This window comes from Flavobacteriales bacterium (genome assembly GCA_016716605.1).
GTDB lineage: Bacteria > Bacteroidota > Bacteroidia > Flavobacteriales_F > PHOS-HE28 > PHOS-HE28.
On record JADJWA010000001.1, the window covers coordinates 266,517 to 293,516 of the forward strand.

At 62.1% G+C, this 27,000-nt stretch carries 21 protein-coding genes; 11 read left to right on the forward strand and 10 right to left on the reverse strand.

Annotated features, from left to right (window positions below; translation table 11 throughout):
* Nucleotides 1-38 precede the first annotated feature (38 nt).
* Genes rpsJ through IPM12_01120 form a run of 4 tightly spaced genes read right to left on the reverse strand, consistent with a single transcriptional unit; the run spans nucleotide 39 to nucleotide 3,379 of the window.
* Nucleotides 39-344 (reverse strand): 30S ribosomal protein S10, encoded by a 306-nt coding sequence (gene rpsJ / locus IPM12_01105; GenBank protein MBK9146397.1) that lies wholly within the window; start codon nucleotides 342-344, stop codon nucleotides 39-41.
* A 13-nt stretch (nucleotides 345-357) separates the two neighbouring features.
* Nucleotides 358-2,466 carry an elongation factor G gene (fusA, locus tag IPM12_01110; protein ID MBK9146398.1) on the reverse strand — a complete coding sequence of 703 codons (2,109 nt, stop codon included), beginning with the start codon at nucleotides 2,464-2,466 and terminating at the stop codon, nucleotides 358-360.
* A gap of 24 nt (nucleotides 2,467-2,490) precedes the next feature.
* A complete protein-coding gene (rpsG, locus tag IPM12_01115; GenBank protein ID MBK9146399.1) occupies nucleotides 2,491-2,955 on the reverse strand; it encodes a 30S ribosomal protein S7 in 465 nt (154 codons plus the stop codon).
* Between the two features lie 25 nt (nucleotides 2,956-2,980).
* Nucleotides 2,981-3,379: a 30S ribosomal protein S12 gene (locus IPM12_01120; protein MBK9146400.1), complete on the reverse strand. Its 399-nt coding sequence runs from the start codon at nucleotides 3,377-3,379 to the stop codon at nucleotides 2,981-2,983.
* Nucleotides 3,380-3,685: 306 nt separating this feature from the next.
* On the opposite strand from IPM12_01120, the gene IPM12_01125 reads away from it, so the two are divergent.
* From IPM12_01125 to ade, 11 genes are all read left to right on the forward strand, one after another.
* Nucleotides 3,686-4,693, forward strand: coding sequence for a Fic family protein (locus tag IPM12_01125; protein MBK9146401.1), 1,008 nt, complete (start codon nucleotides 3,686-3,688; stop codon nucleotides 4,691-4,693).
* 34 nt (nucleotides 4,694-4,727) lie between these two features.
* Nucleotides 4,728-7,142 (forward strand): UvrD-helicase domain-containing protein, encoded by a 2,415-nt coding sequence (locus tag IPM12_01130; protein MBK9146402.1) that lies wholly within the window; start codon nucleotides 4,728-4,730, stop codon nucleotides 7,140-7,142.
* A 149-nt stretch (nucleotides 7,143-7,291) separates the two neighbouring features.
* Nucleotides 7,292-8,071, forward strand: a complete 780-nt coding sequence (locus IPM12_01135) for a hypothetical protein (GenBank protein MBK9146403.1) — start codon at nucleotides 7,292-7,294, stop codon at nucleotides 8,069-8,071.
* Between the two features lie 102 nt (nucleotides 8,072-8,173).
* Entirely contained in the window at nucleotides 8,174-8,704 is a 531-nt protein-coding gene (locus IPM12_01140) for a hypothetical protein (protein ID MBK9146404.1), read from the forward strand.
* 87 nt (nucleotides 8,705-8,791) lie between these two features.
* Nucleotides 8,792-9,475 carry a DUF4290 domain-containing protein gene (locus tag IPM12_01145; GenBank protein ID MBK9146405.1) on the forward strand — a complete coding sequence of 228 codons (684 nt, stop codon included), beginning with the start codon at nucleotides 8,792-8,794 and terminating at the stop codon, nucleotides 9,473-9,475.
* 349 nt (nucleotides 9,476-9,824) lie between these two features.
* Nucleotides 9,825-11,129 (forward strand): UDP-N-acetylglucosamine 1-carboxyvinyltransferase, encoded by a 1,305-nt coding sequence (murA, locus tag IPM12_01150; protein MBK9146406.1) that lies wholly within the window; start codon nucleotides 9,825-9,827, stop codon nucleotides 11,127-11,129.
* A 187-nt stretch (nucleotides 11,130-11,316) separates the two neighbouring features.
* Nucleotides 11,317-11,877 carry a TlpA family protein disulfide reductase gene (locus IPM12_01155; protein ID MBK9146407.1) on the forward strand — a complete coding sequence of 187 codons (561 nt, stop codon included), beginning with the start codon at nucleotides 11,317-11,319 and terminating at the stop codon, nucleotides 11,875-11,877.
* Between the two features lie 312 nt (nucleotides 11,878-12,189).
* A complete protein-coding gene (locus tag IPM12_01160; protein MBK9146408.1) occupies nucleotides 12,190-12,690 on the forward strand; it encodes a nucleotide exchange factor GrpE in 501 nt (166 codons plus the stop codon).
* Between the two features lie 43 nt (nucleotides 12,691-12,733).
* Nucleotides 12,734-13,858, forward strand: coding sequence for a molecular chaperone DnaJ (gene dnaJ, locus IPM12_01165; GenBank protein ID MBK9146409.1), 1,125 nt, complete (start codon nucleotides 12,734-12,736; stop codon nucleotides 13,856-13,858).
* A gap of 22 nt (nucleotides 13,859-13,880) precedes the next feature.
* Nucleotides 13,881-14,759 carry a DUF2167 domain-containing protein gene (locus IPM12_01170; protein MBK9146410.1) on the forward strand — a complete coding sequence of 293 codons (879 nt, stop codon included), beginning with the start codon at nucleotides 13,881-13,883 and terminating at the stop codon, nucleotides 14,757-14,759.
* 5 nt (nucleotides 14,760-14,764) lie between these two features.
* Entirely contained in the window at nucleotides 14,765-16,384 is a 1,620-nt protein-coding gene (gene ade / locus IPM12_01175) for an adenine deaminase (protein MBK9146411.1), read from the forward strand.
* Between the two features lie 5 nt (nucleotides 16,385-16,389).
* Here the strand turns inward: ade and IPM12_01180 are convergent, their stop codons facing one another.
* From IPM12_01180 to infB, 6 genes are all read right to left on the reverse strand, one after another.
* Complete coding sequence (locus IPM12_01180) at nucleotides 16,390-17,349, reverse strand: HmuY family protein (GenBank protein ID MBK9146412.1); 960 nt, start codon at nucleotides 17,347-17,349, stop codon at nucleotides 16,390-16,392.
* Complete coding sequence (locus IPM12_01185; GenBank protein ID MBK9146413.1) at nucleotides 17,346-19,610, reverse strand: TonB-dependent receptor; 2,265 nt, start codon at nucleotides 19,608-19,610, stop codon at nucleotides 17,346-17,348. Before IPM12_01185 ends, IPM12_01180 begins: the two co-directional genes overlap by 4 nt.
* A 49-nt stretch (nucleotides 19,611-19,659) precedes the next feature.
* Nucleotides 19,660-20,721: a hemin-degrading factor gene (locus tag IPM12_01190; GenBank protein MBK9146414.1), complete on the reverse strand. Its 1,062-nt coding sequence runs from the start codon at nucleotides 20,719-20,721 to the stop codon at nucleotides 19,660-19,662.
* Between the two features lie 143 nt (nucleotides 20,722-20,864).
* Complete coding sequence (locus IPM12_01195; GenBank protein MBK9146415.1) at nucleotides 20,865-22,103, reverse strand: T9SS type A sorting domain-containing protein; 1,239 nt, start codon at nucleotides 22,101-22,103, stop codon at nucleotides 20,865-20,867.
* Between the two features lie 113 nt (nucleotides 22,104-22,216).
* Nucleotides 22,217-23,806: a glycosyltransferase family 39 protein gene (locus IPM12_01200; protein ID MBK9146416.1), complete on the reverse strand. Its 1,590-nt coding sequence runs from the start codon at nucleotides 23,804-23,806 to the stop codon at nucleotides 22,217-22,219.
* Nucleotides 23,807-24,310: 504 nt separating this feature from the next.
* A complete protein-coding gene (infB, locus tag IPM12_01205) occupies nucleotides 24,311-26,968 on the reverse strand; it encodes a translation initiation factor IF-2 (protein MBK9146417.1) in 2,658 nt (885 codons plus the stop codon).
* Nucleotides 26,969-27,000: the final 32 nt, after the last annotated feature.

The window sequence follows — 27,000 nt, forward strand, 5'->3', positions numbered from 1 at the left end:
TTGTTGAGTCGAGAACTGCTATTGGCTATGGTTCCCGGTCAGACTTTGATCTCCACCTCCACGCCGCTGGGGAGCTCCAGCTTCATCAGGGCATCAATGGTCTTGCTCGACGAGCTGTAGATGTCCATCATGCGCTTATAGCTGCACAGTTGGAATTGCTCACGGGCCTTCTTGTTCACGTGCGGGCTGCGCAGCACGGTGAAGGAGCGCTTGTGGGTGGGCAGGGGAATGGGGCCGCTCACCACGGCGCCGGTGGTCTTCACCGTCTTCACGATCTTCTCCGCGCTCTTATCGACCAGGTTGTGGTCGTAGGATTTGAGCTTGATCCGGATCTTCTGGGTCATCTGGCTTGCCGTGTTAGGCTGACACTTTTCCACGCACCTTGGCCAGCACGGCCTCGGTGATGTTGTTGGGGGCGGGCACGTAGTGGCTGAATTCCATGGTGCTGCTGGCGCGGCCGCTCGAGAGCGTGCGCAGCGAGGTCACATAGCCGAACATCTCGCTCAGCGGCACGGTGCCCTTGATGGCCTTGGCCCCCGAGCGGTCTTCCATGCCCATGATGGTGCCGCGGCGACGGTTCAGGTCACCGACGATATCGCCCATGTTCTCTTCCGGCGTGATCACTTCGATCTTCATGATCGGCTCCATGAGCACCGGCTTGCACTTGGGCACGGCGGTGCGGAATGCGGCCTTCGCGCAGATCTCGAAGCTGAGGGCATCGGAGTCCACGTTGTGGAAGGAGCCGTCATAGAGCGTCACCTTCAGGCTCTCCATCGGGAAGCCCGCGAGCACGCCGTTCTTCAAGGAAGCCTCGAAACCCTTGGATACGGGTCCGATGAATTCCTTGGGAATCGCACCGCCCTTGATCTCATCGATGAACTCGAGGCCCAGCTTGGCTGGATCGGTCTGCGGCTCGATGCGCACATGGATGTCGGCGAATTTGCCCCGGCCGCCTGTCTGCTTCTTGTAAAGCTCGCGGTGCTCCACCGATCCGGTGATGGCCTCCTTGTACTTCACCTGAGGCGCGCCCTGGTTGCATTCCACTTTGAACTCGCGCTTCATGCGGTCCACCAGGATCTCCAGGTGCAGTTCGCCCATGCCGCTGATCACGGTCTGGCCGGTCTCTTCGTCGGTGTGCACCTTGAAGGTGGGGTCCTCCTCGGCCAGCTTGGCCAAAGCCGCGCCCATCTTGTCCAGGTCGGCTTGGGTCTTGGGCTCCACCGCGATACCGATCACGGGCTCGGGGAAGCTCATGCTCTCGAGGATGATCGGGTTGTTCTCGTCACAAAGCGTATCGCCCGTGCGGATGTCCTTGAAGCCCACTGCAGCGCCGATATCGCCGGCTTCGATGCGCTCTACCGGGTTCTGCTTGTTGGAGTGCATCTGGAAGATGCGGCTGATGCGCTCCTTCTTGCCGCTCCGGGTGTTCTGCACATAGCTGCCTGCCTCGAGCACGCCGCTGTACGCCCGGAAGAAGGCCAGGCGGCCCACGAAGGGGTCCGTGGCGATCTTGAAGGCCAGACCGGCGAAGGGCTCATCGGGGTCCGGCTTGCGGATCACTTCCTGATCCGTGTCGGGGTTGATTCCGGTCACCGCGTCGATGTCAACCGGGCTGGGCAGGTAGGCCATCACCGCATCGAGCATGGTCTGCACCCCCTTGTTCTTGAAGGCGCTGCCGCAAAGGATCGGCGTGATGCTCATGCTGATCGTGCTCTTGCGGATGGCGTTCATGATCTCCGCTTCGGTGAGCGAGTCGGGATCGCTGAAGTACTTCTCCATCAAAGAGTCGTCGCTCTCGGCAACGGCCTCAATGAGCTTGTCGCGCCACTCCTTCACCGTTTCGGTGAGATCCGCGGGAATGGGGATCTCGTTCCAGGTCATGCCCTGGTCCGCCTCGTTCCAAACCATCGCGCGGTTGTTGATCAGGTCAACCACGCCCTTGAAATCGGCTTCTGCCCCGATCGGCACCTGCAACGGAACCGGGTTGGCGCCCAAGCGCTCACGGATCTGCGACACTACGTTGAAGAAGTCGGCCCCGCTGCGGTCCATCTTGTTCACGAATCCGATGCGCGGCACCTTGTACTTGTTGGCCTGACGCCATACGGTCTCACTCTGGGGCTCAACGCCGCCCACGGCACAGAACAAGGCGACGGCACCATCGAGCACGCGCAGGCTGCGCTCCACCTCGACCGTGAAATCCACGTGTCCCGGGGTGTCGATCAGGTTGATCTTGTACTTGTTGTCGCGGTAGTTCCAGCTGGTGGTGGTGGCAGCGCTGGTGATGGTGATCCCCCGCTCCTGCTCTTGCTCCATCCAATCCATGGTGGCCGCTCCATCGTGCACCTCGCCGATCTTGTGCACCAAGCCGGTGTAGTACAGGATGCGCTCGGACGTCGTCGTCTTGCCCGCATCGATGTGGGCCATGATGCCGATGTTCCGCGTGTATGTCAGGTCCCGTTTGGCCATTGCTCGCTTGCTCTACCTGCGTTATCAGAACCGGAAATGGCTGAAGGCCTTGTTGGCCTCGGCCATCTTGTGGACTTCCTCCTTCTTCTTGTAGGCTGCGCCTTCCTCCTTGCTGGCTGCGAGGATCTCATTGGCCAGCTTCTGGGCCATGCTGCGCTCGTTGCGGCTGCGCGCGTAACCGATCAGCCATTTCATGGCCAGGCTCTTCTTGCGCTCCTCGCGAACCTGCTGCGGGATCTGGAAGTTGGCACCGCCCACGCGACGGGTTCGAACCTCCACTTGCGGCGTCACGTTGGTGAGCGCCTTGCGGAACACCTCGAGGCCGTCCTCACCGCTCTTCTCGGCAACGATGTCGATCGCGCCATAGAAGATGTCGAACGACTTGCTCTTCTTGCCGTCGTACATCAGGTTGTTCACGAACTTGGTCACCTGCTCATCGCCGAACTTGGGGTCGGGGAGCGTGGTGTGCTTGACTGCTTTCTTGCGCATGTTCCTGTTCCTTTTCCGTTAGCGCTTACTTCTTCTTGGCGGGAGCGGCACCGGCCTTGGGCTTCTTGGTTCCGTACTTGCTGCGGCGCTGGTTGCGTCCCTCAACACCGCTGGTGTCGAGCACGCCACGCACGATGTGGTACTTCACGCCGGGCAGGTCCTTCACCCTGCCGCCGCGCACCAGCACGATGCTGTGCTCTTGCAGGTTGTGGCCCTCGCCGCCGATGTAGGCAATCACCTCATACCCGTTCACCAAGCGAACCTTGGCCACCTTGCGGAGGGCCGAGTTCGGCTTCTTCGGGGTGGTGGTGTACACCTTGGTGCACACGCCACGGCGCTGCGGGCACGACTTCAGAGCAATGGACTTGCTCTTGTAAACCGGGTTCTCGCGGCCTTTGCGGATGAGCTGCTGAATGGTTGGCATGAGGGCTTTCGGCTTGACTTTCAGGCGTTTCCGGGTTTTTCTGGCGGAAAACGGGCTGCGAAAGTATCCGAAATCACTTTCCCACGAGTTGGTGTTGAATGAATTTTCTATGCGGCAGGCAAATTCCTGTTTGGATCCGATTGGAAATAACCCTCCACAATATCAGTATAACATATTGATTGTCTGTAATTTGAGTCCACCCTTTCAGCCTGATGTTGGACTGCCTATGGACAGGGTAAAAGACGCGAGCGCGAAAGCACGTTTCTGGTTATCCACTTCTACCTTTGTTCGCATCATTTGATTTGAATGGACGTAGCCAGCATCACCTACTATTCCATCAGTCCGCGCATCTTGGGCTTATTGGGACGGATCCATGAGCAGCTCGGACAGGTGGAAGCACGGCACATGGAACTCCCTCCGTCCAACTTGGGCAAGGCATACCGCGCCAGCATCGTTCACGCTACACTGGCCATCGAAGGCGGGCAACTCGCCACCCTTCCCGTTGCTGCCCTCGCGGATGACCATACGGCCAGCACCCAAGGACCTGCCGCGTTGGAAGCCTTGAACACCCACCGGACCCATGACCTGCTTGCCTCACTCGACCCCTTCGCTGATCATGACCTGCGCCATGCCCACGGAGTGCTCATGCACGGCTTGGCCGTTGATGCCGGCCATTACCGCAGCGGCAGCATGGAGGTCTTCTATGGCGACCCCCAGCCGTTGCGAACGGCTTCGGCCAAAGGCCTGCCCGTGGCTGTGCAGGAATTGCTGCGCTATGCGGAGGAAGATGATTTCCCTGCGCTGATCACTGGTTGCGTGCTGCACTTCGGCTTGATCTACCTGCGGCCCTTCAGCGCCGGCAACGGAAGGCTCGCCCGTCTTTGGCAGCGGGCCTTGCTCATGCGCCATTGGCCCGTGTTCGCCTACCTGCCCATCGAGGCCTTCATCCACAGGCGCGAACCGGCCTATCACGCGGCCCTCGAATATGCTGATCGCCGCGGTGACTGCGGAGGCTTCATCGTTTATCTGCTCGAGCGCATTGAGGAAGCCCTGGCGGAACTGCTCGCCGCACGCGACCCAGTGAGCACCAGCAACGACCGCATCGCTTCCTTCCTCCTCCACCGTCAACGCGGCAGCAACAAGGACCAGCCCTTCCGCCGCAGAGACTACATGGCCTTCCACCCCTGGCTGAGCACTGCCACGGCGACAAGGGACCTGAAGGAAGCGACCATCGACGGCAACCTGATCATCACGGGTCGAGGCAATGCGGCTTGCTATCGCCTGGGTACCAAGCCGGCCTTCGACAAGCGCTGAGCTCCGGTCGGCATCGGTCTACCTTCGGCGCCTCATGAATTATCTCGACGGCTTGAACCCCGCGCAGCGCGCCGCCGTGGAGGCCACGGACGGACCCATGATGGTGATCGCCGGCGCGGGCAGCGGCAAGACGCGCGTGCTCACCGTGCGCATCGCCCACCTGATGGCCGCCAAGGGCGTGGACCCCTTCCGCATCCTCGCGCTCACCTTCACCAACAAGGCCGCGCGGGAGATGAAGGAGCGGATCGCCAAGATCCTCGGGCCACAGAGCGGCGAGGCGCGAAACCTGTGGATGGGCACCTTCCACAGCGTGTTCGCGCGCATCCTGCGCATCGAGGCCGACAAGCTCGGCTACCCGAAGGACTTCACGATCTACGATACCGACGACAGCCGCAGCGTCATCAAGGCCATCCTCAAGGAGTGGCAGCTCGACGACAAGCTGTACAAGCCGAACCAGGTGCACGCGCGCATCAGCATCGCGAAGAACAACCTCATCGGCCCCCTCGAGTACCTCGCGAACGGCGAGCTGATGGCCGGTGATGCAGCTGTTGGCCGCGAGAAGCTGGGCGAGATCTACAAGGCCTATGCGGAGAAATGCTTCCGCTCCGGCGCCATGGACTTCGACGACCTGCTCTACAACACGGCCCTGCTCTTCCGCGACCACCCGGATGCCATGGTGAAGTACCAGAGCCGCTTCCAATACTTGCTCGTGGACGAGTACCAGGATACGAACGCGGTGCAGTACAGCATCGTGAAGACGCTGGCTGCGCGCCATGAGAACATCACCGTCGTGGGCGACGACAGCCAGAGCATCTACGCCTTCCGCGGAGCGAACATCCAGAACATCCTCAACTTCCGCAGCGACTACGCCGACCACAAGCTCTTCAAGCTCGAGCAGAACTACCGCAGCACCAAGACCATCGTGGGAGCGGCGAATTCGCTCATCGAGAAGAACAAGGACCAGATCCACAAGACCATCTGGACCGACAACGGCGAGGGCGACAAGATCAAGGTGCATCGCTCGCTGAGCGACAACGAGGAAGGCGCCTTCGTGGCCCACAGCATCTTCGAGACCAAGATGCAGAACCAGGTGCCGAACAAGGGCTTCGCGATCCTGTACCGCACCAACGCGCAGAGCCGCAGCATGGAAGAGGCGCTGCGCAAGCTCAACCTCCCCTACCGCATCTACGGCGGCCTCAGCTTCTACCAGCGCAAGGAGATCAAGGACCTCATCAGCTACTTCCGCCTCGTATGCAATCCACGCGATGAAGAGGCCCTGAAACGCGTGATCAACTATCCCACGCGCGGCATTGGGCAGACCACGATCGACAAGCTCGTGGTGGCCGCTACCGCGAAGCAGATGCCCATCTGGGATTTGATCCTGCAGCATCTGCAAGAACTCGATGTGCACGGTGGCACGCGCAAGGCCATCGCTGATTTCGTGCTCATGATCCAAGCTTTTCAAGCGCAGCTGCCCACGCACAGCGCGGCCGTGCTGGGTGAGGAAATCGCACGACGGACCGGCATCCTGAAGGACCTCTTCGCGGACAAGACGCCCGAGGGCGTGAGCCGCTACGAGAACATCATGGAGCTGATCGCGGGCATGAAGGAGTTCAGCGATGCGCAGGCCGAAGGCACCGATGTACCGCGCACGCTCAGCGACTTCCTGATCGATGTGGCCCTGCTCACCGATGCCGACAAGGACGACCCCAACGACAACGACCGCGTGAGCCTGATGACCATCCACAGCGCGAAGGGACTTGAGTTCCCGTACGTGCATGTGGTGGGGCTTGAAGAGGACCTCTTCCCCAACACCCTTTCGATGCAAAGCCGCGCCGACCTCGAGGAGGAGCGCCGCCTCTTTTATGTGGCCATCACGCGCGCCGAGAAGCGCTGCACGCTCAGCTACGCGATGAGCCGGTACAAGTGGGGCAATCTCACGGCCAGCGAGCCCAGCCGCTTCATCGACGAGATCGACCCGAAGTACCTGGAGATGCCGAGGCAGGCGGAACGTCCATCACTCTTCCCCGGCTTCGATAAAGGCACGCCGCCTTGGGCGCGGAAGACGGCATCAAGCGACCGAGGCAGTGACGAGCAAGCATCACGACCCATCTATGGACGCGAGCGCAGCGCACCCGGGATCGCGAAGGCAGCACCCTACTCCAAGCCGGCACCGGCAACACGCACACCCGCGTCCACCGAGCCGGAGCGCAAGAACCTTAAGCGCATCAGCGCAAGTGGGACTCCCTTGCAAGCCACGCGCACCTTGGGTGGGCTTGTCCCTGACCTGCAGGAAGGCCAGACCGTGGAGCACGAGCGCTTCGGCAAGGGCAAGGTGCTGAAGGTGGAAGGCAATGCACCGGAACTGAAAGCGACGGTCTTCTTCCCTAGTGCAGGGCAGAAGCAATTGCTGCTACGGTTCGCGAAGCTGACGGTGTTGGAGGAGTGATGTTGTAGGAGTTGAAAATGCGCCACTCAACGATTCCCTTGATAGCTGCCTGTTTGCTTCCATGCATCGCATGGTGCCAAACCCTCGTTGCCGATGGCAATCAGGCAATAGCGGATCCCTATCAACATGTGTTCGCCGAAATGGTCGGCATGATGGACCAGGAACAGCGCCTGCACATCGAAGGCAACGGGTACTCCATGGCGATCAAGAGCCATGATTGGCCGCCGGGCCACAAGGCCTATGAGAAAACCTTGAAGCGCCTATTGCCAAAGGCGGTGGTCGCCTCAAAGGATGATGCCCGATGGGCGCTGCCGAACACTACTTATGCTACCAGCGATACTGTGAGCGGGCTGCATCAGCGCTTCTACTTCCTCCCCAATGGCCCATCGAAGTACTGGGTAATCGGCTTCGCTGCTCCCATTGCCGGAGATCCCGTTTTCGAGCATGCCGTGGTTGAGCGTCTGCTCGCAATGGGTATATCCTTCGTTCCAACCGTGGTCCAGCCCGCCAATGAGATCGCTTTCTGCGGCAGGGTCATCAAGCTTGGAACAGCCTGCCACTGGATGGCGCCCCACAATTGCCAATGCTCCGGGTTGGGCCAGGTGAATTGGGGGGTGACCACCGATCATGATCGCGCAAGGGCAAGGCTTGATGCTCAACTGAACGCCACCATCATCGAACGCGAGGTCGTTTCGCGGGATACGGTCCCGGTGACCTTCGAGGGCGTTGAAGCCGGCGCGGTCCGGATCGCATACAAGGTGCCGGGCATCGTCCGTGCCGTTGGACAGACCGGGCGCACGATCATTGCCTATTACCTAACGGCCGAGGTGCGCGGACGGCATGTGCATTGTGTGCTGAGCCACTTCGATGATGAGGCGCCGGAGGGATCGCTTCCCAGGCTGCTCAACGAGGTGATGAGCTTGCGCTGAGCGCCAACTCCCTGGCACGATGTTCCGTTCAACCGATCGGCTTGCAAGCCCGATCAACTTTATCACGTGCCAACCAATCGGTTTCTACTTGCATTGCTTTCCTTGCTGCTGAGCTCCTTATGCGCTCAGCCAGATCGGCCATATGCGAACCGCGAATTCGGCTTCACCCTGAACCCGAATGCTCAGGGTCAATTTTACACGCTCTTCATCTATTCGGTGCTCAACGGAGCGGTGGTGGAAAGCCGCCCTATCCGGACCGAGGCCTTCATCCTGCAAATGGCCGGCCTCGAAGAGAGCCCAGCGAACATTGAGGGCATCGACCTATTCGAGGAGTACGGCATTCAGAATTGCGGCCCGCGGCTGGAGCACGGCACGGTCCGGAGCGGATTGGAATGCCTTCCGATCCGGAACCTCTGGAAGCTCCGTTTCCGAGACGCGCCAGTTGCTGGCCAGGGCCTGGGTTGGAGCGCCGAGGAGTCGGCGCCATCTCCCCGACAGCAGATCATGCTGCAGGCATACCGCGAACCAATGCATCCGCACTGGCAGGGGCCTTACTTCGGCAAGGACGCGCTGCGCCTGCTCCGCGACATGCAGGACCCCGCGTGGGTAAGGCTCTATCGCGACGGCGGCTAGTGCCGTGCCTTCCCTACTTTCGTCCGCGCGCTGCCGCCGCAGCGCCGCCGCCTCCAAGATGCTGAGGCGTCCCCGACCCGATCCCGCATGAATGCCGTGACCTTCGACTACAATACCCAGCGCCCGCGCCTGATCATCCCCGAGTACGGCCGCAATGTGCAGCGCATGGTGGAGATGTGCATGGAGATGGAGGACCGTGAGCGCCGCACGCGCTCGGCCAAGGCCATCATCCAGGTGATCGCGCGCTTGAATCCGCAACTGCGCAACAGCGACAACTTTGAGCGCATGCTCTGGGACCACCTCTGGATCATGAGCGATTTCAAGCTCGATGTGGATGCCCCCTATCCCATGCCCGCGCCGGAAGAGCTGGAGAGCAAGCCCGCTCGCGTGGCCTATCCGCAAGGCGACATCAAGAACGGCCACTATGGCAAATTGGTGGAGCGCATGATCGCGCAATGCGCGGCGATGGAAGCCGGCGAGAAGCGCGAGGCCTACGCCAAGCTCATCGCCAACCTGATGAAGCGGCAGTTCCTCGCTTGGAACCGCGATACCGTGCCAGACGGCCTGATCCTGAAGGACCTCGCCGACATGAGCGGCGGGAAGATCCGTCTTGCACCCGACACCCAATTGGCCAGCACGGATTCGTTGCTGAGCACCCAGCGCAACGGTCCGCGCAGCGAGGTGGACCCGCGCAAGGCCCGCTACGCCAACCAGGAAGGTGGCGGCGGCGGTAAGAAACGGCACCGGAAGAAGAGGAAGAACAGATATTAAGGGTTGCAGGTTGGATGTTGATTCGGGGTTGAGGGTTGGGGTTGATTCGAGGTTGGGGGTTTCGTAACCATCAACTTGCAACTGGTGGGCATGGCCCGTTACGTTGATCCCGGCCTTCAACCCTCAACCGGACAGTGCGAGCGGAGCGACAAGCAACAACCCTCAAGCTGTTGGCGTGGCCCTGTGCGTTGGCCTCAACCTGCAACCTTCAACCTGTTAGCGCGGCCCTGTGTGTTGGCCCCTACGTTCAACTCTACCGTAGCGAAACACAACGGTCTGTTAGTACCCCGTCGCCCACGCACGGACAACGGCGCCACCCGCGTTCTTGCTTCGCGGCAACGCGAACACCATGAACAGTTTCCGGATCGAAGGCGGACGACGGCTGAAAGGCGAACTCGTACCTCAAGGAGCGAAGAACGAGGCCTTGCAGATCCTCTGCGCCGTGCTGCTCACCGCCGAGCCGATGACCATCCACAACATCCCGGACATCGTGGATGTGAACAAGCTCATCGACCTGTTGAAAGCGATGGGCGTAGCGGTGGAAAAACTCGGTGCGGGGAGCTACCGCTTCCAAGCGAAGGATGTGAACCTCGAATTCTTCCTTGACCCGGAGTACAAGCGCATGGGCGGCAGCTTGCGCGGCAGCGTGATGGTGGCAGGTCCTGCGCTGGCGCGCTTTGGTCGCGGCTACATCCCTTCGCCCGGAGGTGACCGCATCGGCCGGCGTCGGATGGACACGCACTTCATCGGCTTCGAGCGCCTCGGCGCCGCCATCCGGTACGATGAGAAGGAAGGCTTCTTCCACGCCGAGGCCAAGAAGCTGAAGGGCTGCTACATGCTGCTCGATGAGGCCAGCGTGACCGGCACGGCGAACATCGTCATGGCCGCCACGCTCGCCGAGGGGCGCACCACCATCTTCAACGCCGCCTGCGAACCGTACATCCAGCAGCTCTGCCACATGCTGGTGCGCATGGGTGCCCGGATCCACGGGATCGGCAGCAACCTGCTGCACATCGATGGCGTGAAAGCGCTGGGCGGAACCGAGCACCGCATGCTGCCCGACATGATCGAGATCGGCTCCTTCATCGGCTTGGCTGCCCTAACGCGCAGCACCATCACCATCAAGGACACCGGCTACGATCACTTGGGCATCATTCCCGATGTGTTCCGCAAGCTGGGCATCGCCGTGATCCGCCAAGGCGACGACATCCTTGTGCCTGCCCAGGAGCACTACGAGATCGAGCCCTTCCTCGATGGCAGCAACCGTGTGATCAGCGACCACCCTTGGCCCGGCTTCACACCCGACCTGCTCAGCATCGTGCTGGTAACCGCCACGCAGGCCAGCGGGCATGTGCTCATCCACCAGAAGATGTTCGAGAGCCGCCTGTTCTTCACGGACAAGCTCATCGAGATGGGCGCCCAGATCACGCTCTGCGACCCCCACCGCGCATTGGTCATCGGCAAGGACTTCGAGCGGCCCCTGCGCGCCATCCGCATGACAAGCCCCGACATCCGCGCGGGCGTCTCGCTGCTCATCGCCGCCCTCAGCGCCGAGGGGGTGAGCACCATCGATCACATTGAGCAGATCCGCCGCGGCTACCAGGACATCGAAGGAAGGCTGAATGCCATCGGGGCCAAGATCGAAGTGGCGTGAGCCCAAGAAGGCAACGGGCAGATGGCGGTTTGCCGTTTGCAGGCTCCTTCGCCATGGAGCCTCTCGCCGACTGCCTGTTGCCGCTTCGTGACCCGTCCGGCCCTCTGCCTTCCCCTCCCGGCACGATCTTGGCTGGGCGCGGCGCCTGCAACCCACCTACTTTCGCCGCATGAATCTCCGCTCCCTCATGTCAAAGACGCAGATCCTCTCCATCTCCGCCGTGGTCCTGCTGGCCGTTTACGGTTTCACCTCGCGCAGCTCCTCTGCTGATGAACAGCAAGGCAAAGCCAAAGTAGGCACCGCCATCGGCGACAAGGCCCCTGAACTGGCCTTCTTCAATCCCGACAGCACCAAGATCCTGAAACTCTCCGAGCTGAAAGGGAAATTCGTGCTCATCGATTTCTGGGCCAGCTGGTGCCGTCCATGCCGCATGGAGAACCCGAACGTGGTTTCAGCCTACCAGAAATACAGCAAAGCCAAGTTCACCAACGCCAAGGGCTTCGAAGTGTACAGCGTGAGCCTGGACCGCAGCCGCGAGCAATGGAAGCAAGCGATTGCCCAAGACAACCTCATCTGGAAGTATCACGTGAGCGATCTGAAGTTCTGGCAATCACAGGGCTCCCAGCTTTACGGAGTGAGTTCCATTCCCATGAGCTTCCTGGTTGACCCCAACGGCATCATCATCGCCAAGAACCTGCGCGGCATGGCGCTGCACCAGGAATTGGACAAGCACGTGAAGAGCCTCTGAGTCTGAACGTCCCCTATCGGAAGGCCTCGGGTAACCGGGGCCTTCCCTTTTCGCCTCCCTGCTGCACCAGTGTCCCTGCCAAAAAGTCCCCGACCTTCGCGCCCCGTCAGCGAAATGCCTCATGGCACCGCGCTTGACCTGCACGCGATGATCTTCAAAAAGAGACGAAAGACCATGACCGAGCGACCCGATGTCAGCCCGGCCGAGGCGGCTGCTGACAAGGCTGCCGAACAGGCCCTGCCGATGGATGCCCAGGACGAACAAGCCAAGGACCCCTTGACCATAGCAAGCGAAGCAGCCGCTGAGCACGTGATGCACGATGCCGAAGCCGATGGACGCGAGGACATCAGTGAGTTGAGCGCGCAACTGGCCGCAGCGAAAGCGGAAGCCGCCGACCTGAAGGATAAATGGCTGCGCCTGAACGCCGAATTCGACAACTTCCGGAAGCGCACCGCGAAGGAGCGCTTGGAGCTGATCCAATTCGCGGGCGAGAACACGCTGAAGAACATGCTGCCAGTGCTCGACGACATGGAACGCGCGATCGCCAACAACGCGAAGACCGAGGACCTCGCTGTGGTCCGCGAGGGCTTCCATCTGATCCAGAGCAAATTGCTGCACATCCTGGGCAGTCAGGGCGTGAAGCCGATGTCCGATGTGAAAGGACAAGCCTTCGACACCGATAAGCACGAGGCCATCACCAAGGCCCCGGCCCCTAGCCCAGAACTGAAGGGCAAAGTGATCGACGTGGTGGAGAACGGCTACACCCTGCACGAAAAAGTGATCCGGTACGCCAAGGTGGTCGTAGGTGAGTAGCGGCGAATCGTGATTCGCCAAACGAACCGCATGGATTGAGAACATGAGCAAGCGCGACCCCTACGAAGTGCTCGGTGTTGACCGCAACACCAGCGCGGATGAAATCAAGAAGGCCTACCGCAAGCTGGCCATCAAGTACCATCCAGACAAGAATCCCGGTGACAAGGCTGCGGAAGAGCGTTTCAAGGAAGCGGCCTCAGCATATGAGATCCTGAGCGATCCCGAGAAGAAGGCGAAGTACGACCGCTTCGGTCATGCCGGTCCGCAGATGGGCGGCGGCGGATTCCAGGGCGGCGGCATGAACATGGAGGACATCTTCTCCCAGTTCGGCGACATCTTCGGCGGGCACTTCGGAGGTGGGTTCGGCGGTGGGTTCGGGCAGCAGCGCGGCGGCCGCACCATCAAGGGCAGCAACTTGCGCGTGCGCATCAAGCTCACGCTCGAGGAGATCGCTCACGGCGCGGATAAGAAGATCAAGGTGGTGAAGCTCGTGCGCGGCAAGGGCAGCGAATACGGGAATTGCCACACCTGCGGCGGCTCCGGGCAAGTGCGTCGCGTGCAGAGCACTTTCATTGGCCAGATGCAGACCGTAAGCACCTGTCCGGCCTGTGGCGGTATCGGCCAAACAGTGAGCAAGCGCGCGCCCGGCAGCGACGAGCACGGCCTCGTGCGCGAAGAGGTGGTGGTGCCGATCAAGATCCCAGCTGGCGTGGAGGAGGGCATGCAGCTCAACATCAGCGGCATGGGCAATGAAGCACCTGCTGGCGGCGTGCCCGGCGACCTGCTCGTCGTGATCGAAGAGGAGCAGCACCCCGAACTGCGCCGCGATGGCATGCACCTGCACCATGAGGTCTTCATCAGCATGGTCGATGCGGCGCTCGGCGCGAGCATCGAAGTGCCGATCGTCGCCGGAAAGGCCAAACTCAAGATCGAGCCCGGCACGCAGTCGAACCACATCCTGCGCCTCAAGGGCAAGGGCCTGCCTAGCGTGCAGCACCATGGCCACGGCGATCTCTTCGTGCATGTGGCCGTATGGACACCGACGAACCTGAGCAAAGAAGAGAAAGCAACGCTCGAGAAGCTGCGCAGCAGCCCAGGCTTCCAACCCAAGCCCACAGCCAGCGACAAGGGCTTCTTCGAGCGCGTGAAGGAGATGTTCGGGCACTGAGCGGGGCGGCTAGCTTCGCCGCATGCGCACATCGTTCCTGGCCTTTGTGATCTTCGCCTCTGCGTGCTCATTCGCCCAGGCCGATAGCATCGCGTCACTCGATGATCGAGCCCCGCTCGACATTGATTCCCTCATCGCTGCCTTCAACTGGCAAGGAGGCACGATTGAACTCGCGTATGGCGCAGCCACCATCGATGTGCCGCCCACGCATAAATTCCTCGCAGCTGACCAGTCCTATCACCTGCTCGTGGATGTCTGGCAGAACCCGCCGGCCATAGCCGATGACTTGCTCGGCATAGTGCTTCAAGCTGAGGCCGGTGTTTACGATGACCTCCCCGCCTACGTGGTGTACTACGAGGAGAACGGATACGTGCATGACCGCGATGCCGGTCGCATCGACTACGACGCCAAGCTCCGCGACATGATCCACGAGGACAGCCTGTCCAATGTGCAGCGCCGTGCGGCAGGCTACAGCGGGCTGCAGCTCATCGGCTGGGCCTCGCCGCCCTACTACGACCGCGAGCGCATGGCCCTGCACTGGGCCAAGGAGATGGTGAGCGACGACAGCGAGCGCAACGTGCTCAACTACAACATCCGCATTCTCGGGCGCTACGGCGTGCTGGTGATCAACGCCATCAGCACCATGGACCACCTTGATGAAGTGCAGGATGAGCTGCCCGCCGTGCTCGACATGGCCGCCTTCAACGAGGGGTACCGCCACGCTGACTACGACCCGGACATCGATGGCGAATCGTCCAAGGGGCTCGCGGGCCTGATCGATGGCAAGGAGCAGGAGGTGAAAGGCAAGCTGATGAAGCTCGTGCTCATCGCAGCCGGCGGCTTCGTCGGAATGCTGCTCCTGATCATCGCGCTCTGGTACTTCTTCGGGCGCAAGCGCTGAAGCCGATGGCGGATTTCAGCATCACCGGCCAACTCGTCCGTATTGAGGAGGGGCGCATCGCCAAGGCGCGCATAACGGTCAGTGAAGGCCGCATCTCGGGAATCGCACAAGCGGAAGGCCCCGGTGAAGGATTCATCATGCCCGGCTTCATCGATGCGCATGTGCACGTGGAGAGCTCGATGCTCGTGCCCAGCGAATTCGCCCGCCTTGGCGTGCTGCATGGCACCGTGGCCACCATCAGCGACCCGCATGAGATCGCCAACATCCTCGGCGAACAAGGCGTGGAATTCATGATCTCCAACGGTCAGCGCGTGCCCTTCCACTTCTTCTTCGGCGCACCCAGCTGCGTGCCGGCAACCGTCTTCGAGACGGCAGGCGCCCGCATCGATGCCGATGGCGTGGGGCGGTTGCTCGCCCGCCCGGAAGTGCGCTACCTCAGCGAGGTGATGGACTTCCCCAGCGTGCTCAACGGCGAAGCAGAGATGATGCGGAAGCTTGATCACGCCAAGCGCCTCGGCAAGCCCATCGATGGGCACGCGCCCGGCTTGCATGGCGACATGGCCACGCGCTACATCGCGGCCGGCATCAGCACCGACCACGAATGCTTCACCACCGAGGAGGCACGATTCAAATTGGAGCAGGGCATGATCGTGCAGGTGCGCGAAGGCAGCGCTGCCAAGAACTTCGAGGCCCTCATCGACCTGCTGCACGATTGGAGCCACTGCATGATGCTGTGCAGCGACGACAAGCACCCCGATGGCCTCGTGGAAGGCCACATCAACGGGCTTTGCGCGCGAGCAGTAGCGCGTGGGATAGACGTATTCAAAGTCCTGCGCGCGGCGTGCATCAATCCCATTGGGCACTACGCCTTGCCAGTAGGTCGATTGCGCGTGGGCGATCCGGCGGACTTCATCGTGGTGGATGACCTGAAGGAGTTCCGGGTGAGGAAGACCTTCATCCGGGGCCAACTCGTCGCTGAGGAAGGACGAAGCTTCATCGACCGCGTACCAGTTGATGCGCTGAACAACTTCAACTGCGGACCGAAGCGCATTGCCGAATTCGCCGTAGCCGCACAAGGCGAAGACCTCTTATGCATCGAAGCCCTCGACGGACAATTGATCACGCGGAAGAGGTGGATGCCACCCACTGTTCGCGGCGGCGATTGCGTGCCAGACCCCGCGAAGGACCTCCTGAAGATCGCCGTGGTGAATCGCTACACAGACGCCCCACCCGCCGTGGCATGGATCACGGGCACCGGATTGCAGCGCGGCGCCATTGCCGGCAGCGTGGCGCACGACAGCCACAACATCGTGGCCATCGGCGCGAACGATAAGGACCTTTGCGACGCCATCAACCTCGTGATCGAGCACAAGGGCGGCATCAGCCTCGCCGATGGAGGTCACCATCGCGTGCTGCCCTTGCCAGTGGCTGGCATCATGAGCGATGCCGATGCCTGGACCGTGGCTGATGCCTACTCCGCCATGGACCGCGAGGCCAAAGCCCTCGGCTCAACGCTGGCCGCGCCATACATGACGCTCTCCTTCATGGCGCTGCTGGTGATCCCGCACCTCAAGCTCAGCGATAAGGGGCTCTTCGATGGTGATGCGTTCAGGCTGATCGCCTGAGCCGGTCACAACAGCACCGTCTCGAAGAGCGGGCAGCCGGTCTGTCCCTGCGGCCCGTAGAACTCGATGAAACGCAGCTTGTACAAGTAGCCTTCCGCATCCTTCACGATGAAGGCGAGGTCCGGCACGATGCTGTAGGAACTGGTCTCGAAGGAATACACCTTCCAATCGTAGCCGATGGCATTGCGCTCCGCACGAAGCGGGAAGGTGAGCGTATCGGCCACGGTTATGGATGCGAAGTCGCGCCCTGTGACACGGGCGATGCGCGTAGTGGTAGCGGAAAGCACCCCGTTCACCAGGTAGTCGAGGCTGTACGTCTCGAAGCGATGCGTGTACTGCGTGAAGCAGAGGTCCCATGTCCCGATGAGCGGCTCGATGGGCTGCACGCCCGTGGTGAAGCTCCAGGACGTGAACGCGCGCTGCGGGTCCTTCGGTACCGTAGCGCCGGTGAGCCCGCTTCCGTCGAGGTTCGCCCATTCCAATTGGAATGCGTCCACTCCAACGCCCAAGAGCTTCAGCTTGCGCAAGCCCAGGAACTCCCCATCCGCGCTCACGCCCATGTCCACGATGAACACGCCATTGGTGCCGCGCCAATCGCCGAAGGCCAGGCTATCGGGTTGCAGGCTCGCCGCATCGACGCGGCGGATGGCGCTCAGGCCAGTTGTATCGTGCGGTGCCGTGATGTCAACCGGGCCGAGCGGCCAAACGGTCATCAAGCGCGCGCCATTGAGCAGCACGCGCCAGCCCTCGGGAGCGCTCTCGAAAGCGAGGTCCCAATCGCTGCGCGGGTTCTCGCTCACCACAGTGCCGCTGCCCAAGTCGAACCAGAGCTGGTTGGCATAACCAGCGCCCATGCAGAGTTGCGTGCTGCGCGCATCGCCGCGAGGCGTACGCGGAGCCGGCAGCTCTTCCTTCAGGCACGAGCTCAGGAGCGCAACTGCTAGCAGGAAGCCGATGGGTCTCATGCCTCTTTGCGTTTCAGTTCAAGTTCGAAGCGCAAGAAGAAGGTCCGGCCAGTGGTCATCGGCACGTTGCCTGTACCGGCATCATGCACTCCGTTGCTGAGCGTGGCGTTAAGGTTGCGCACATCAAAGAGGTCCTTGCAGCCCGCCGAGAGCGCGAGGCGCTTTGCCCAGAGCTGCTTGGTGATGGTGGCATCGGCCAATTGGAAGGCTTCGATGCTGCCGCGCTGCACGCTGCCATCGAGGCCAACGCTGTAGCCCGGCTGCTGGCCCTGGTGCTTCCAGAACAGCGAAGCGCTCCAGCCATGCCGCATCCACTGCCTCGTGATGGATCCGCGCAATTCCGGCGTGCTCTTCCATTCACCGAGGCCACCGCCTTCCAGATCATCGGCGCGCAAGGTGATGGCTGCTCCGACACTAACCATCCAATGTCCGTTGTCCCAGCCTGCGCCCATGCTTCCGCCAGCCGTGCGCAAACGACCGATGTTGGCGTACGTGAAGCTGGAGCCATCCCGCTGCGCGATCGTGATCAGGTCGCGCACGGAATTGCAGAAGCCATTGAGCTCGCTCGTGTACACCATGCGGTCCTTCGTGTGGCGATAGCTCAAACCTGCGGAAGCGCTGCGCGAGCGCTCCGCTTTCAGCTCCGGATTGCCGGTGATGTCGTGGTTCACATCCACGAAGTAGAGGTGCAGTTCCTTGAGCGACGGTGCCCGGAACCCTTCGGCGTAGGAAGCGCGCAGGTTGAACCGCTCCCCAAGGCGCCAACGCGCATTCAGGGAGGGTATCAGCGGAGCGGAGTACAGCGTGTTGTGCGCGTAGCGAACGCCCGGACGCAATGTGATCGCATCGGTCGGGCGCCATTCCGCACTGGCGAATCCAGCGTAGTCGCCGATGGTGCGCTCGCCGTTGATGCGGTCGCCGGAGCCGGTCTCGTGGTTGAGGTCAATGCCGAGCTCATAATGCAACCGTACGCTGTCCGGGGCCGAGCTGAAGGAGGCGCGCACGTTGGTGAGGGTGAAGCGCGTGGTGTCCTGCGCGCCATCGGCCTGGCTCAATTCCTCGCCGAGCGTGGTGAGGTCGCGCAGCCAGGTGTTGCGCGTGCGTGCATAGCGGTTGTAGGCAGCGAGGGCATTCAGCCTGCGTCCCTTCGTGAACCGGCCTTCGGCGAAGAGGGCATTGTCCAGGCGGGCGGTGAGGTACTCGGCATCGAAGGCGCTTTCATTGTACGGCGCGCGCGGACGGCCTCGATCGATGATGCGGTCGCGCAGTGCCTCGCCTTTCCAGCCGAAGCTCCAGCGGTCGCTTGTCCATCGGTAATTGGCGCGGGCGAAGAACTGCTCGCGCGGCTTCCATTGCTGGAACCGATTGGTGTCGGCCACTTGCGCACGCATCGCGGGCAATCCACTCTGCCGCGGATCCCAGCCGAGGAAGAGGGTGCGCCCACCGGTGATCACGGCCTCGCTCCGGCCCCATCGCCGCGTGACACCAAGCGTGGTGTTCAGTCTTCCGATATGCTCGGCATAGGCCGAAGCACGCACGGTTGCTGGCGCCTGCCCGCTCTTCTTCGTGATCAGGTTGATCGTGCCCGCGAGCGCGTTGGTGCCGTAATTCACGCTGAGCGGGCCTTCGACCAGCTCGATGCGGTCGATGCCCGTGAGGTCGATCTGCGAAAGGTCCACGTTGCCGTTCTGCCTTCCGGTAACGGGCACGCCGTCGACCAGCACCTTAACGTTCTCGCCGCCCAGGCCCTGCATGCTCACCGACGAGCCGAGCACATTGTCCTGGGCCAGCCGCAAGTTCAATTGATCTCTCAGTGCGTCACCGAGGTTCTGCGCGGCCATGCGCTGGATCCGCTGGCCATCAATCACACGCAGCTTCTGGACCGCTCCATCCACGGTGCCTGGCGCATACTGTCCTGTAACCACGAATTCGCGAAGCGCCGCTGCATCACGCCTCAGGGTGAATACGATAGGCGCTGACGACCGTAGCGTATCGTGCAAGGTGGCATAGCCGACGAAGGACACCGACATGGCCACGCCGCCGCTGATCTGCTCAGTGCTCACGGGAATGGAGCAACGGCCATCGGCGCCGCTCACCACGAGTTTGGTCATGGACTCCTTCAGTGGGCGGTACTGGATGTGCGCGTAGGGTACCGGGGCGCTGCCATCGGCCTCCACCACACGCACCTCGAGCTGGGCGCTGGTGATCGTGCTCCAAGCAGAGCAAACCATCAGGATCAAGGGCCGCAGGACCGGGTTCATTCGCTGCGCGAAGATCCCGGCGAGCACGATCGCACCTGTCACGCCAGCGTCAGGCCAGGCGCAGTTCAGCCTCGGCCTTGCCAATGATCGCGCGCCAGTGCTCCAGCTCCGGTATGCCCGGCTTGCGCTTGCCAAAGAGCTGCACGAGCTGTTCGCCCTCCGCATCGTAGCACTCCAGGGCCGTGATCATGCCGTCGGTGCTGGGCTTGCGCACCACCCAGGCTTGTGTAATGGCCGCTTCGCGCACATGCAGGTTGAAATCGGGATCCACCACATTGAACCACCCAGGGATGTCCAACAGCTTGCTCACCGTGCCTGTGTGGATCTGCAGCATGCCCGGATTGCCAACGAAGACCATGATGGGGCATTGCTCCGCTGAAGCCGCAGTCATCACGGCGCGGAATGCACCGGGCTGCACCGGGACGGCGAAATCACCCTCGGGTGCCAAGCGAAGTGCCTGGGTGCGCGAGACCCCGTGCTGCCGCAACAGCAGATGGAAATCGTGCGTGTCCTTCAGGTTGAGCCATCCTTCACGCAATCCGGCCGCTGCAATCTCAGCGTCTGGGCGCTCCGAGCGCGCAGGCCCAGCGGGTCGCACCATCATGGAGGGCGTTTGGTCCTCGGCTCGGAAGCGCGACACCAGATCATGGTATTCACCGGCATCACTCTCAGGAACCAGGTAGATCTTGTGCACGGCGTCACCGGCCGCGCTGAAGAACTGAAGGCTGTGGCGCGCGCCATCGCGACCGCTTTCGACCACGGCGAATGCGTGCGCCCATGCGTGCCAGAAGATGCGCAAGTCGATGTCGGCGCCGACGAAGAGCCCCACGGGCCCGTGCTCCAGCGACGGATTCAGGTAAACGCCCTTGCGCTCATGCACCACATCGTTGTTGCGCGTGAGGGCCATCACACGTCCCAGCGCAGGCACAGCGGCCATGATCGCCTTGAACTCTGGCTTCAGCCGCGTGACGCCATCGTCGATGCGCGTGGCGAGCAATTCCCCCTCGCTCACGCCCAGCTCCGCGGCCGCATTGCGGATCCGGAGCTTGGGGTCGTTGGCCAGCAGCGCATCCCAACGCTGTTTCAGGTCGGTGGTCGTTTCGGTGATCATGGCCGCAAAGCAGTCCCACCACGCACGAACCGGCAATACCGCAATCGTGGTATTAAGGCAGGTCGACGAATGAAGGATCCATCAACCTCAAGCCTCAACTGGTGAGCGATGGACCGTGCGTCCGGCCCAGCCCATTAAGTGAATCACTCCTTCACCAAGCGCACGGTGGCATCGATGCCATCGCCCTGCACGCGAACGAGGTAAAGGCCAGCCGGCAAAGCGCTCACATCGATGGGCCGTTGAACAAGGCCGCTCAACCCGGAAAGTGACTCTTGGCCGACCACGCGACCATTCATGTCGATGATGCTGAGCTGCGCAGAACGCGCTTCCGATGCGATGATCAAGTTTGTCGTGCTCACCGCTGGGTTCGGCGCGATGGCCAGCGCGGTGCTGCGACCTGTTTCATCAATCGAGGCCTGTCCGACGAGCTCTTGATTGAAGGTGAAATTGCCATTGGCGCTTCCGCCGTAGCTCACGAACACGATCTTCCAGATGTCGCCAGTGCGATCCTTCACGAAGTAGGTGCGGTCCTGGGCGTACTCCCATTGGAAGGTGGCTTGGTTGAAGTTCTTCCAATCGTAGCCGAGCACGTCCATGTCGGCATTGAAAGTCTCGCCCCAGTAGGTCGCATCGGCCGTGGGCACGCCATCGATCTGGATCGCCTCGACCAATCTGTTCTGCAGCACGCCCGCCACCGGGTAATGGGCGGGGAATGGCTGCGTGACGAAGGCCATGTACTTGGTGAAGAGCAGGTCCCAATCGGCGGCGAGGGGCTCGAGGTCGAGCGCGGTGTTGGTGGCGAGATTGTAGTAGCCGAAGTTCTTGCCGGGATAGGCAGAGCGCACAAGGCTGCCGCTCTGCTCGTCCGCGCCATCGAGGTCGGCCCAGGTGAAGGTGAAGCTGTTGGTGGCGGCCGTGAAGCCGTCGATGCGCAGCTTCTTCCACTCGCCGTTGCTCAGCTTCAGCACGAAGCAGCTATCGCCCGTGATGTTGTGCGTGACGAAGTTGTAGATGCCCCAACCGAGGTCGAAGGGATTCGTGGTGAGGCCCTGATTGAACGCGCCGCTGCTCCAATCGGACTCGCTGTTGTGCTGCTGAGGCCAAGAAGCATTGAGGCCGGTGGTGTCGATGCTGCCCCATTGCGCCAGCGTGTAGGGCGCCTTGTACAGCTTGTGCCCCTTGGCGGTGTTCAGCAGGATGCTGCCGGTGATGCCGGTGAGCTCGAAGGCGAGGTCCCAATCGGCGAGGGCCGTGCTGGCGACCACGCCGTCGCTGAGGCTGTAATAGACCTGCTGCGCGTTCTGCGGAGCAGTGGTGACGGTTGTTTGGGCGAGGATCGCCGAGCTCGAGATAGCAGCGGCGAGAAGGGTAGCGTTGCGCATATGCGGGTTGGATTTCCGGCCGCGAAGCAAGTTCCGAGGATCCAACGCTTTGTCGCGCGAATGTCATGAAGCATGGCGCCGGTCATGGAACTGCAATAGGTCCAGCTCGCGCTTCAGTATTGTAGCAGATAGCGGTGCTCCACCACCGCCGCGCGGCTATCGGGAAGCACGAAATCCAAGCTGAGCATCTGCACGCTGTAGCTGGGGATCGAATCCACCGCCCGAGGTACCAGCCCTGAGTCGAGCAGCTCACGGTAGTGCTCCGCATCCGTATAAATGACACCCCCCTCGCGTATCGCATCTCGCGCTTCGCCCGCATCGCTGAGCCAAGGCACCGGGTAGCCGGCGTACAGGTCGAGCGCAGGACCGTGGGCTTGCAAGCCATGGAAGGCTCCTTGTTCCAGACGCCGCTCGGCCGCCCATCGGCCGGCCGTGGCATTCACCTGATACCGCAGCACGGCTGGGTACACCAACACATTCAAGGTCAGGCCGGCCACGATCCAAACATGCATCGAGCCAATGAACAGCGCTTGATCCGGCTCGCGCCTGCCCAGCGCGCGCATGCGCCATGCGATCAACACGAATGCAAGCAGGGGCACCGGCCATGCTGGGTGCCGGAAACACCAAGCACAGAGCAGCACGGCCGCGGCGGCGAGCATGGTGAGCAGGGTCGATTGTGACCAGCGCAACCAACGCGGAAGCACCTGGGCGGACCATGCTTGCGCTCCGATCACCGCGAAAAGTGGAGCGATGACATAGAGGTAATGCGGAAGCTTGAAGCGTGACATCGAAAGTGCGATGAAGACCAGCGTGGCTCCACCGATGCTTGCGTACTCGGGCCGTGGCGCACGGCGGATCACGGACCGCAGCGAGTGCCACAGGCCAAGCAGCACGATTAACGTCCAGGGCAGCAGCTGCCAGAGCACCTCATGCGTGAAGAAGAGCGCGGTGCTATCGTCCTTCCAGCGGTTCTCGCCCGTGATGCGACCGAAACTCTGTTCCCAGAAGTAGAAGTGCAGCCCGCGCAGGCCATGCTGCTCGTACAGGCCCAGGCACATGGGCGTGAGCAGCGCGCCAACAATCAATGGCGCCACGAGCAGCATTGGCCGGCGCAGGATGGACCAGTCGCGGCGAATGATGAGATCCGCACCCAGTGCAAGCGCTGGGGCCATCAGGCCGATGGGGCCTTTGGCGAGCATGCCAGCCGCCACGGCTACGGAAGCACCGACCAGCTGCGAGGTCCGCCGCTGCCGCATCCATGCCGAGCCGAGCCAGATGGCGGTGATCACAGATCCGGTGAGGATCGTATCGCAGCGCACATCGTTGGTCATGACCAGGAAAGCTGCGCTCGTGCCGAGCATCAAGGCCGCGCGCCAGGCCGACTCACGCCCGTGGTGGAGCAGCGTGAAGCGATAGGTGCTGAGGATTGCGAGGAAGGCAAAGGCGATGCTGGGCAGCTTGTAGCTCCAGTTGTGCACGCCGAAGAGCTTGAACGAGAGTGCGGCGAGCCAGAAATGCAAAGGCGGCTTATCGAGGTAATCCTTGCCGTGGTAATGGAGCTTCGTCCAGTCGTCGCTCGCGAGCATGTCGCGGGCCATGATCGCGTATTGCGCGGCATCCACCTCCATTACATCGAGCACGCCGCTTGTTGCGGCTATTGCGGCGATGCCCAGGAGCAGGTGCCACTCGCGGTGCGTTGACATGCAGCAATGTTAGTCGGGGGCGCCCCTCCATGCGAGCCGAGTGCCTGCGCCGCAATCCGGAACGTGGAGACGCCTCGAACCAGTTCGTGATAGCTATCCAGAGGGATTGTCCGCACAGCCCAGGCGCGAAACCCGCGCATTGCCTGGCAGCTTGCACGGTTAGAGCGACAACACTCGCCCGGCAATAGCCAAGACGCAGCCCAAGGTAGATCCCAGGATGGCCTTCAATGCGCCCGTCATTCGAGGCGTGCCAGAAAGCACCAAGGCCCAACGGTGATGGCATCGCATCAGCTTGCGCGTTGACCCGCACAGGTCATCGGCATGCGCCTCATCGAGCACAACGGCGCCAAGGAACATGTCGAATTCACAGAAGTCCGAGCAGCCCATGAAGAGACCGCCCACCGGTGGGCGCGCATGATCGCACCGGATGTTCAGGACAGAGGACCGGGGCATAGGGCCACTAAACGATGCCGGGACACGTGCACACCTGTTCCCGAAACCGCCCTACTCCCCCAGCGTCCGCTTCACTTCTTCGATCACGAAGGCCTCGACGTGGTCGCCGACCTTGATGTCGTTGAAGTTCTTGATGGAGAGGCCGCACTCGTAGCCGTGGCCCACCTCCTTCACGTCGTCCTTGAAGCGCTTGAGCTCGTTGAGGTCGCCGGTATAGACCACGATTCCATCGCGGATGAGGCGCACCTTGTTCTTGCGCTCGATCTTGCCATCGAGCACATAGCAGCCGGCCACGGTGCCCACCTTGCTGATCTTGAAGGTCTCGCGCACTTCGGCGGTACCGGTGATCTTCTCCACCTCCTTGGGTGCGAGCATGCCTTCCATGGCCTGCTTGATCTCCTCGATGGCGTTGTAGATGATGGAGTAGAGGCGGATGTCGATCTCCTCGGTCTCGGCCAGCTTGCGCGCACCGGGCGTGGGGCGCACCTGGAAGCCCACGATGATGGCGTTGGAGGCCGTGGCGAGCAGCACATCGCTTTCGGCGATGGGGCCCACGGCCTTGTGGATCACGTTCACCTTGATCTGCTCGGTGCTGAGCTTGAGCAGCGAATCGGTGAGCGCTTCAACCGAACCGTCCACATCGCCTTTGACGATGAGGTTGAGCTCCTTGAAATCGCCGATGGCGAGGCGCCGGCCGATCTCATCAAGGGTGATGTGCTTGTGCGTGCGGATGCCCTGCTCGCGCTGCAGCTGCTGGCGGCGCGTGGCGATGGCGCGCGCGTCGCGCTCATCCTCGAACACCTGGAAGGCGTCGCCGGCGTTGGGCGCGCCATCGAGGCCGAGGATCGAGACGGGCGTTGATGGCGGGGCCTCCTGCACCTGCTGGCCGCGCTCGTTGAACATGTTGCGCACGCGGCCGCTGAACTGACCGGCCAGGATCACATCGCCCTTGCGCAGCGTTCCGGCATCGACGAGCAGGGTGGTCACATAGCCGCGACCCTGCTCCAGCGTGCTCTCGATCACCACGCCGTGGGCGCGCTTGCCGGGATCGGCCTTCAGGTCCAGCAGCTCGGCCTCGAGCAGCACTTTCTCCAGCAATTGGTCCACGCCGGTGCCCTTCTTCGCGCTGATCTCCTGGGTCTGGAACTTGCCGCCCCACTCCTCCACGAGGATGTTCATCTGCGAAAGCTCCTCACGGATCTTGTCCGCGTTGGCGCCGGGCTTGTCCATCTTATTGAAGGCGAAGATCATGGGCACGCCTGCGGCTTGCGCGTGGTTGATGGCTTCCCGGGTCTGGGGCATCACGCTGTCGTCTGCCGCGATCACGATGATGGCGATGTCGGTGACCTGGGCACCGCGCGCGCGCATGGCGGTGAAGGCCTCGTGGCCGGGCGTATCGAGGAAGGCGATGCGCTTGCCGTTGTCCAGCTCCACGCTGTACGCGCCGATGTGCTGCGTGATGCCTCCTGCCTCACCGGCGATGACGTTGGCTTTGCGGACGTAGTCGAGCAGGGAGGTCTTTCCGTGATCCACGTGGCCCATCACGGTGACGATCGGCGCACGGGTAATCACGCGCGCGGGATCATCCTCTTCCGCCTGCACGTCCTGCTGCACATCGGCACCCACGAATTCAACCTTGAAACCGTATTCCTCGGCGATCACGGCGAGGGTCTCGGCATCGAGCCGCTGGTTGATGCTCACCATCATGCCCAACGCGAAGCAGGCCTTGATGATGTCGGTGACCGGCACGTTCATCATGCTGGCCAACTCGCTGGCGGTCACGAATTCGGTCACTTTCAGCGTTTGGCCGGCGAGTTCTCGTGCGGCCTGCTCCTCCTCGAATCGCTGGTAGCGTGCATCGCGCTTCTCCCGGCGCATCTTGGCGCCCCGGCTCTTTCCGCCGGTGAGGCGCGCGAGGGTCTCGCTCACCTTCTTCTTCACGGCGTTCTCATCCAACTCGCCGGGGCGCGGAGCGGTGCGCTGCTCGGCCTGCACGGCGCGATCGACATTCACCGGGCCGGGCTTCACCAGGCGTTTGCGCTTGCCCCGTTCATGATCAGGCTTCTCCGCTGGCTTCCGCTCCTTCTCCACGGGCAGCTCGATCTTGCCCATTTGCTTCACGCCAGCGAGCTTCTGCACATTCACGCGGATGGTCTCGGGCTCGGCTGGCGGTTCAGGCGCGGGAGCAGCAGCCGGAGGTGCAGAGGCCGGAGCTTCGGCCGGGGCCTCAGCTGCCGGTTCAGGCTTCTTCTTCGTGGACTTCTTGGGCGCAGTGAGATCGATCTTGCCAACCGCCTTCGGGCCGGCCGCCTTCTGCGCTTTCGCTTTGATGACCTCTGGCTCGGGAGCCGGAGCCTCAGCCGGCGCAACCGCCTTCGCAGGTTCGGCAGCTGGCGGCGCTTCCGGTGCGGCCGCTGCCGGCTCTTCCTTCGCTTTCGGCTTGGGCTCGGCTTTCGCGGCGGTGCCCAGCACGATGGTCTCGCGCTCCTGCCGCTGCTGAACGGTCTGCTGCGCTTGGGCCTTGATCTCCTTGTCCTTCCCGAATTCTGCTTCCAGCAGGTCGTACTGGGCCGTGGTGATCTTCCCGTTGGGGTTGCTCTCCACCGCATGGCCCTTCGTGGCCAGGAACTCCACCACCGTGTGCAGCCCGAGGTTGAACTCGCGCGTCACCTTGCTCAATCGTATGCCCTTCTCCGTCGCTTCGCTCATGCGGTGGTTGGTTCGGCTTTCTTGGTTGCTTT

Excerpts from the sequence above, each read along its gene's own strand:
- rpsJ (MBK9146397.1), bottom strand. The coding sequence starts at position 344 with ATGACCCAGAAGATCCGGATCAAGCTCAAATCCTACGACCACAACCTG.
- fusA (MBK9146398.1), bottom strand. The coding sequence starts at position 2,466 with ATGGCCAAACGGGACCTGACATACACGCGGAACATCGGCATCATGGCC.
- rpsG (MBK9146399.1), bottom strand. The coding sequence starts at position 2,955 with ATGCGCAAGAAAGCAGTCAAGCACACCACGCTCCCCGACCCCAAGTTC.
- IPM12_01120 (MBK9146400.1), bottom strand. The coding sequence starts at position 3,379 with ATGCCAACCATTCAGCAGCTCATCCGCAAAGGCCGCGAGAACCCGGTT.
- IPM12_01125 (MBK9146401.1), top strand. The coding sequence starts at position 3,686 with ATGGACGTAGCCAGCATCACCTACTATTCCATCAGTCCGCGCATCTTG.
- IPM12_01130 (MBK9146402.1), top strand. The coding sequence starts at position 4,728 with ATGAATTATCTCGACGGCTTGAACCCCGCGCAGCGCGCCGCCGTGGAG.
- IPM12_01135 (MBK9146403.1), top strand. The coding sequence starts at position 7,292 with ATGATGGACCAGGAACAGCGCCTGCACATCGAAGGCAACGGGTACTCC.
- IPM12_01145 (MBK9146405.1), top strand. The coding sequence starts at position 8,792 with ATGAATGCCGTGACCTTCGACTACAATACCCAGCGCCCGCGCCTGATC.
- murA (MBK9146406.1), top strand. The coding sequence starts at position 9,825 with ATGAACAGTTTCCGGATCGAAGGCGGACGACGGCTGAAAGGCGAACTC.
- IPM12_01155 (MBK9146407.1), top strand. The coding sequence starts at position 11,317 with ATGTCAAAGACGCAGATCCTCTCCATCTCCGCCGTGGTCCTGCTGGCC.
- IPM12_01160 (MBK9146408.1), top strand. The coding sequence starts at position 12,190 with ATGCACGATGCCGAAGCCGATGGACGCGAGGACATCAGTGAGTTGAGC.
- dnaJ (MBK9146409.1), top strand. The coding sequence starts at position 12,734 with ATGAGCAAGCGCGACCCCTACGAAGTGCTCGGTGTTGACCGCAACACC.
- IPM12_01170 (MBK9146410.1), top strand. The coding sequence starts at position 13,881 with ATGCGCACATCGTTCCTGGCCTTTGTGATCTTCGCCTCTGCGTGCTCA.
- ade (MBK9146411.1), top strand. The coding sequence starts at position 14,765 with ATGGCGGATTTCAGCATCACCGGCCAACTCGTCCGTATTGAGGAGGGG.
- IPM12_01180 (MBK9146412.1), bottom strand. The coding sequence starts at position 17,349 with ATGAGACCCATCGGCTTCCTGCTAGCAGTTGCGCTCCTGAGCTCGTGC.
- IPM12_01185 (MBK9146413.1), bottom strand. The coding sequence starts at position 19,610 with ATGAACCCGGTCCTGCGGCCCTTGATCCTGATGGTTTGCTCTGCTTGG.
- IPM12_01190 (MBK9146414.1), bottom strand. The coding sequence starts at position 20,721 with ATGATCACCGAAACGACCACCGACCTGAAACAGCGTTGGGATGCGCTG.
- IPM12_01195 (MBK9146415.1), bottom strand. The coding sequence starts at position 22,103 with ATGCGCAACGCTACCCTTCTCGCCGCTGCTATCTCGAGCTCGGCGATC.
- IPM12_01200 (MBK9146416.1), bottom strand. The coding sequence starts at position 23,806 with ATGTCAACGCACCGCGAGTGGCACCTGCTCCTGGGCATCGCCGCAATA.
- infB (MBK9146417.1), bottom strand. The coding sequence starts at position 26,968 with ATGAGCGAAGCGACGGAGAAGGGCATACGATTGAGCAAGGTGACGCGC.